Source organism: Mitsuaria sp. TWR114 (assembly GCF_007997345.1).
In genome coordinates, this window is sequence record NZ_VOSR01000597.1 from 1 (window position 1) to 6,257 (window position 6,257).

The following is a 6,257-nucleotide window of genomic DNA, read 5'->3' on the forward strand; positions in this document are numbered from 1 at the left end:
CGGCGGCGTGCCGCCGACGAAGGTCTCCAGCCGCATGCCCAGCACCTCGGTGTAGAACCGGATGCACGCGGCTTCGTCGGCGGTCGTCAGGACCAGGTGGTCGAGGTGATCGATCAAGGCGGCCTCCATCGCGGTCAGTGCGGACCGCGCATTCTGCGCCGACGCTCAGCTGGCGCGGAACACCAGTTCCTTGATCCGTGCGAGCCGCGGCGCCACGATCGGCACCGTCAGCATCGTCGAGCCCACCGCCATCAGCAGCAGCGCGGTGAAGGTGGACGGCGTGATCAGCTGCTTGTCCAGCAGCACGTTGGAAAACACGATCATGATCAGCGCCTTGGTCTGCAGCAGCCAGCCGATGATGCCGGCCTCGCCCGGCTGCCAGCGCAGGATGCGGCCGGCCGCATGCACGCCGATCAGCTTGCCGCTGATCGATGCCGCCAGCAGGATCGCCGCCGCCAGCACGATGACCGCGCCGCCGTCGGTGCCCCACTGGGTGCGCAGCCCGGTGCTGAGGAAGTAGACCGGCATCATGACCAGCAGCACGTTGTGCCGGAGCTGGTCCATCTGCGCCTGGTCGAACCAGTCCGCGTCCATCACGACGCCGGCCAGGAAGGCGCCCACCATGTAATGCAGCCCGCACCAGTCCGCGCCCAGCGCGCACAGCGCCAGCCAGACGATGCCGACGTACCAGCGGTCGTTGCGGGGAATGCGGACCATCAGCCGGCGGAACAGCACCGTCAGCAGCGCGAACGCGCCCAGGAAGACGGCCTGCTTCCCGATCCGGGACCAGTCCATCAGGATGATGGCCAGCACCGACCAGATGGCGATGTCGTCCAGGCTGGCGTAGCGCAGGATGCGCTGCCCGATGGGCTGGCGCAGCACCTCGAGCTTCTCCATCAGCAGGATCAGGATGGGCAGCGCGGTCACCGCGCACGACATGCCCACGCCGACGATGAACTGCCAGGTCTGGGCGCGCTCGCCGATCCACTGCGGCCCCAGCTGCATCAGCGCCACCGCCGCCACCGCGCCGAACGCCATCGGCACGCCCAGGGCCAGGCCGGCGGTGATGCCGCTCTCGACGCGATGGGCCCAGGCCTTCTTGAGGTCGAGCTCGATGCCCGCGATCCACACGAACAGCATGACCGCCCACCAGGCGATGCCGTTCAGCGAGCCCACCACCTGCGGGTTGAACACGAACTGGTAGTACTCGGGAAAGGCCCGGCCCAGGATGCCTGGCCCCAGCACGATGCCCGACAGGATCTGCACGATCACCAGCGGCGCGAAGTAGTCGGTGCCGCCCAGTCGCCACACCAGGTAAGGCAGGGCGAAGGTGATCGCCATCGCGATCAGGAAGATCTCGGTCGTGCTCATGGGCGGCTCCTGGCGTCCTCGCGCGCTGTCCGCCGTCCGGTGCGCTTGCCCGGCCGGTCGATGACAACGTTGTCTCACGCGAATCCGATCCTAGGGCGCGAGCCCCGGGACCGCCGCTCTCGTTTCCCCTATGAAAGCGGTTTCAGAGCATTTCACTCCGGCAGCCGGGCGCCGGCAATCGGGGATCTCCCGCTGGTGGCCGAGATCTGCGCCAGCAGCCGGCCCGGCTCGGCGCCGACCATGTCCCAGGTGAAGCGCCACTCCCAGTTGCCGCCGAGGGTGCCGGGAATGTTCATGCGGTGTTCGCTGCCCAGGCCCAGGACGTCCTGCAGCGGATAGACCGCCACGCTCGCCACCGAGTTCGCGCAGGCGCGGATCATGGCCCAGTGGATGTCCTGGTCGCCGGCCGGCAGGTAGGCGGCGGCGAAGGCGCGCTCATGGGCGCTGGCCTGGTTCCACCAGCCGCGCACCGTGTCGTTGTCGTGGGTCCCGGTGTAGCAGACGGCCGCGCGCGGCCAGTTGTGCGGCAGGAACTCGTGACCGCCATCGCCGCCGAAGCCGAACTGCAGGATCTTCATGCCCGGGTAGTTCAGCGCGTCGCGCAGCTCGTGCACGTCGGGCGTGATGAAGCCCAGGTCCTCCGCGACGATGGGCAGCTCGCCCAGCGACTTGGCGATCGCATCGAACAGCGCCTTGCCGGGGCCGGTCTTCCAGACGCCGCGGGTGGCGTCGGGGCTGTCGGCGGGGATCTCGTAATAGGCGGCGAAGCCGCGGAAGTGGTCGATGCGGAAGACGTCGGCCGAGCTGAGCATGCGTTTGACCCGCGCGGTCCACCAGGCGAAGTGCTCATGGGCCATCTTGTCCCAGCGGTACATCGGATTGCCCCAGCGCTGTCCGGTGACCGACATCGCATCCGGCGGCACGCCGGCCACGACGGTGGTCTGGAACTGCTCGTCCAGCTCGTACAGGTCGGGGCGCGCCCAGCAGTCGGCGCTGTCGTGGGCGACGAAGATCGGCAGGTCGCCCATGATGTGGACGCCGCGTTCATTGGCATAGGCCTTGAGCGCGCGACCTGGGTGTCGAAGCACCACTGCACGAACTGCCAGAAGCCGACCTCGTCCGCGTACTGCTCGCGCGCCGCGGCCAGCGCGCGCGGCTCGCGGGCCGCCAGGTCGCGCGGCCACGCCCACCAGGGCTGGCCGCCGCGCGACGAGCGGGTCGCCATGAAGAGCGCGTAGTCGTCCAGCCAGTCGCGCTGGGAGGCGCACCACAACTCGTAGGAGGCGCGGTCATCGGCCGACGCCCGCGCGAAGAAACCCGCCGCCGCCGCGCGCAGCTGCTGCTCGCGCCAGGGCAGCACGCGGCCGTAGTCGACACGTCGGTCGTCGAAGCCGCCCTCGGGCGCCGCCGGCTGCGCCAGCCAGCCGCGCGCGACCAGCGGCTCCAGCGCCACCATCCAGGGGCTGCCGGCGAAGGCGGAGACGCCCTGGTACGGGCTCTCGCCGGGGCCGATCGGCGTGCTCGGCAGCCACTGCCAGATCGACTGGCCGGCCGACTGCAGCCAGTCGACGAAGCGATAGGCCTCGGGGCCGAAGTCGCCGATGCCGTTGGGGCCGGGCAGCGAGGTGATATGCAGCAGGACGCCGGACTGGCGCTGGTGAAGGTCGATCGTCATGGTGTCGTGTCGCTCGAGAGGGTGTTCGTGGAATTGGATCGGGTGTCGGTGTCGATGTGCGCCCGGGAGGTCGATGCGGCATTCGTGCGCGGCCGTCCCCACAGCATCAACGCGCGGGCCGGGACCGTCACGCCATCTTCGCCGCGATGGCCCGTCGGCGTCTCGCCGCTGCTGTCCAGCAGCAGGGTCCAGCCGCCAGCGCCGTCACGGTCACCGTCATTGGGGCCGTCGATGTCGATGCCGCCCGCCGCCGGCAGCGTGAACGGCGTCGGGCTGGCGTCCGGGTTGACCATCAGCAGCAGGCGATCCTCGCCATCGCCCAGCGCCGCCGTCAGCGCCGTTCGGCCGTCGACTCGCCAGTCCTGCTCGCGCATCTCGTGGCCCGTGGCGTCGAACCAGCGCAGCGTCGGCTGCCCCGGCGCTTCGACCTCGCCGTCATCGCCGCCGCCGCGCGCCTCGCCCTGCGGCGACGGGAACCACCGCGCGTGGCGCAGCAGCGCATGATCGCGGCGCAGCCGCGTCAGCGCTGCGGTGTAGGCGATCAGCGACTCGTCGGCCGCGGGCCAGTCCAGCCAGCCGATCGGGTTGTCCTGGCAGTAGGCGTTGTTGTTGCCGCCCTGCCCGTTGCCGAACTCGTCGCCCGAATACAGCATCGGCGTCCCCTGCGACAGCAGCAGCGTCGCGAGCATCGCGCGGCGCACGCGCTCGCGGGTGTCGCGGATCGCGGGATCGTCAGTCGGGCCTTCGACGCCGAAGTTGCCGCACAGCTCGCCGTCGCGGCCGTCGCGGTTGTCCTCGCCATTGGCCTCGTTGTGCTTGCGCGAGTGGCTGACCAGGTCGGCCAGCGTGTAGCCGTCGTGTACCGCCAGGAAGTTGATCGATGCCAGCGGCGAGCGAGCGCCGCCGCCATTCGTCGGCGGCGTCGGGTCGAAGACATCACGCGACGCGCTGAAGCGGCGCGCGAATTCGGCGCGGTCGATGCGCCGGCCCTCCGGCCCGTGGCCGAGCCAGAAGCCGCGGGCCGCGTCGCGGAACTTGTCATTCCACTCCATGAAGCGGCCCGGGAAGCGCCCGAGCTGGTAGCCCTGCGGCCCCGCGTCCCAGGGCTCGGCGATCAGGTGCACCTGCGCCAGCAGCGGATCCTGGCGCAGCGCGGTGTAGAAGGCCGACCGCGGATCGTGACCCTGGTCCGTGCGGCCCAGCACCGGCGCGAGGTCGAAACGGAAGCCGTCGACGCCCATCTCGCCGACCCAGTGGCGCAGCGAGTCCAGCACCAGCTGCGTCACGCGCGGATGCTCGACCTGAACGGTGTTGCCGCAGGCGGTCAGGTTCTCCATCCGCGACGGATCGTCGGGCTGCAGCCGGTAATAGCTCTTCTGGTCCAGCCCGCGCAGCGACAGCGTCGGCCCCCACTCGTTGCCCTCGGGCGTGTGGTTGTAGACCACGTCGAGCACCACCTCGAGCCCGGCCTCGTGCAGCGCGTGGACCATGGCGCGGAACTCGACCACGACGGCGCTCGGGTCGTGGCGCACCGCGGCGCTGGCCAGTCGCGGATCGGGCGCGAAGAAGCCCAGCGTGTTGTAGCCCCAGTAGTTGCTCAGCCCGGTACCGGACAGGTGCGGTTCGTCGACGGCGAACTGCACCGGCAGCAGCGACAGCGTGGTCACGCCCAGGCGCTGGAAGTGCGCGATGGCCACCGGATGCGCGAGCGCCGCGTAGCTGCCGCGCAGCGCCTCGGGGATGCCGGGATGGCGCATCGAGAAGCCCTTGACATGCACCTCGTAGAGCACGACGTCGCGCGGCGCGTGGCGCGGCGCATTGGCGCGCGGACCGGGCCCCGTCAGCGGCGCGGCCACGCGGGCCTTCAGCGCGGTCGCGCCGTTGTCGCGCTCGTCCAGCGCGAACGGGCCCTCCGGGTGACCGAAGGGATACCCGTGATCCTCGGGGAGGTTGCGGAACTCGCCGACGATCTCGCGCGCATAGGGATCGAGCAGCAGCTTGGCGGCGTTGAAGCGGTGGCCCTCGCGCGGCGCATGCGGGCCGTGCGCGCGCAGGCCATAGAGGCGGCCCGGCGCGACGCCAGCCAGGAAGCCGGTCCAGAGCCCGTCCACCGGGCCCTGCAGCGCATGGCGCGAGAGCTCCCGCGTGCCGGTGTCGTCGAACAGGCAGAACTCGACGCGCGTCGCATGGGCCGAGAAGACGGCGATGTTGACGCCGCCGTCGCGGACGGTGACGCCCAGTGGTTCGTGGCGGCCGGGCTCGACCGCGGCGGGGATCGCGGGCAGGCCGGTACCCGCGGAGAGGGCGGAAGCAGCGCTCATTCGATTCATCGGAAAGCAGTGGCGCCGACGGCGGCGCTCGTCATGAAGCGAAGTATCCATCAGACGCTTGGAGTTTCTGTAGTTTCACTACATCGGGTTATCCCGATATTCGACGTAAGCCATTGATTTCACGCGATTCGACGACGATTGAACGGGTGTAGCCGCGTTGTGAATCGTCAATCCGCCATGTATATTCTCTACAAACATCGTTCGCTCCTTCGCCGCTGCGCGGTCGCGGCGACGGACGATCGATCGACACCAACGAGCGAGACAGGCGGCGCCCTCCCCGGGCGCGCGCGGAGGTATCAAAGTGGCGGACGTGAAGCTGCACAGCGTGGTCAAGGCCTATGGCGAGACCAAGATCCTGCATGGCATCGACCTGGAGATCCGGGACGGCGAGTTCATGGTCTTCGTCGGCCCGTCGGGCTGCGGCAAGTCGACGCTGCTGCGCACGATCGCGGGGCTGGAAGACATCACCGGCGGCGAGATGCGCATCGGCGGCCGCCTGGTCAACGACGTGCCGCCGGCCGAGCGCGGCATCGCGATGGTGTTCCAGAGCTACGCGCTCTACCCCCACATGAACCTGTACGACAACATGGCGTTCGGGTTGAAGCTGGCCAAGGTGCCCAAGGACGAGATCGACCGCGCGGTGCGCTACGCCGCGCGCATCCTGCACATCGAGCACCTGCTCGAGCGCAAGCCCAAGGACCTGTCGGGCGGGCAGCGCCAGCGCGTGGCCATCGGCCGCGCGATCGTGCGCAAGCCCGAGGTCTTCCTCTTCGACGAGCCGCTGTCCAACCTCGACGCCGCGCTGCGCGTGCGCATGCGTTATGAATTCGCCAAGCTGCACGAGGACCTGAAGACGACGATGGTCTACGTCACCCACGACC

General features: G+C 69.7%; 4 protein-coding genes and 1 pseudogene. 1 reads left to right on the plus strand and 4 read right to left on the minus strand.

The window, feature by feature from the left end; translation table 11 throughout:
* The 4 genes and pseudogenes from FUT87_RS20355 to glgX form a co-directional block, all read right to left on the minus strand.
* On the minus strand, window positions 1-117 hold a 117-nt coding region (locus FUT87_RS20355), incomplete at its 3' end, for a VOC family protein (protein WP_186830655.1).
* Between the two features lie 48 nt (window positions 118-165).
* A complete protein-coding gene (locus FUT87_RS20360) occupies window positions 166-1,371 on the minus strand; it encodes a cation:proton antiporter (protein ID WP_091732654.1) in 1,206 nt (401 codons plus the stop codon).
* A 152-nt stretch (window positions 1,372-1,523) separates the two neighbouring features.
* A pseudogene (gene malQ / locus FUT87_RS31805) lies at window positions 1,524-3,046 on the minus strand (4-alpha-glucanotransferase).
* On the minus strand, window positions 3,043-5,367 hold the full coding sequence (gene glgX, locus FUT87_RS20370; protein WP_222617223.1) for a glycogen debranching protein GlgX: 2,325 nt from the start codon (window positions 5,365-5,367) through the stop codon (window positions 3,043-3,045). The pseudogene malQ and the gene glgX overlap by 4 nt, the downstream one beginning before the upstream one ends.
* 310 nt (window positions 5,368-5,677) lie before the next feature.
* Between glgX and FUT87_RS20375 the strand changes: the two genes are divergently transcribed.
* Window positions 5,678-6,257 (plus strand): ABC transporter ATP-binding protein (locus tag FUT87_RS20375; RefSeq protein WP_147242203.1); only part of this gene is annotated, 580 nt, incomplete at its 3' end.

Bases quoted from the DNA above. Each gene is read 5' to 3' on its own strand.
- glgX (WP_222617223.1), bottom strand. From the start codon at position 5,367: ATGAGCGCTGCTTCCGCCCTCTCCGCGGGTACCGGCCTGCCCGCGATC.
- FUT87_RS20360 (WP_091732654.1), bottom strand. From the start codon at position 1,371: ATGAGCACGACCGAGATCTTCCTGATCGCGATGGCGATCACCTTCGCC.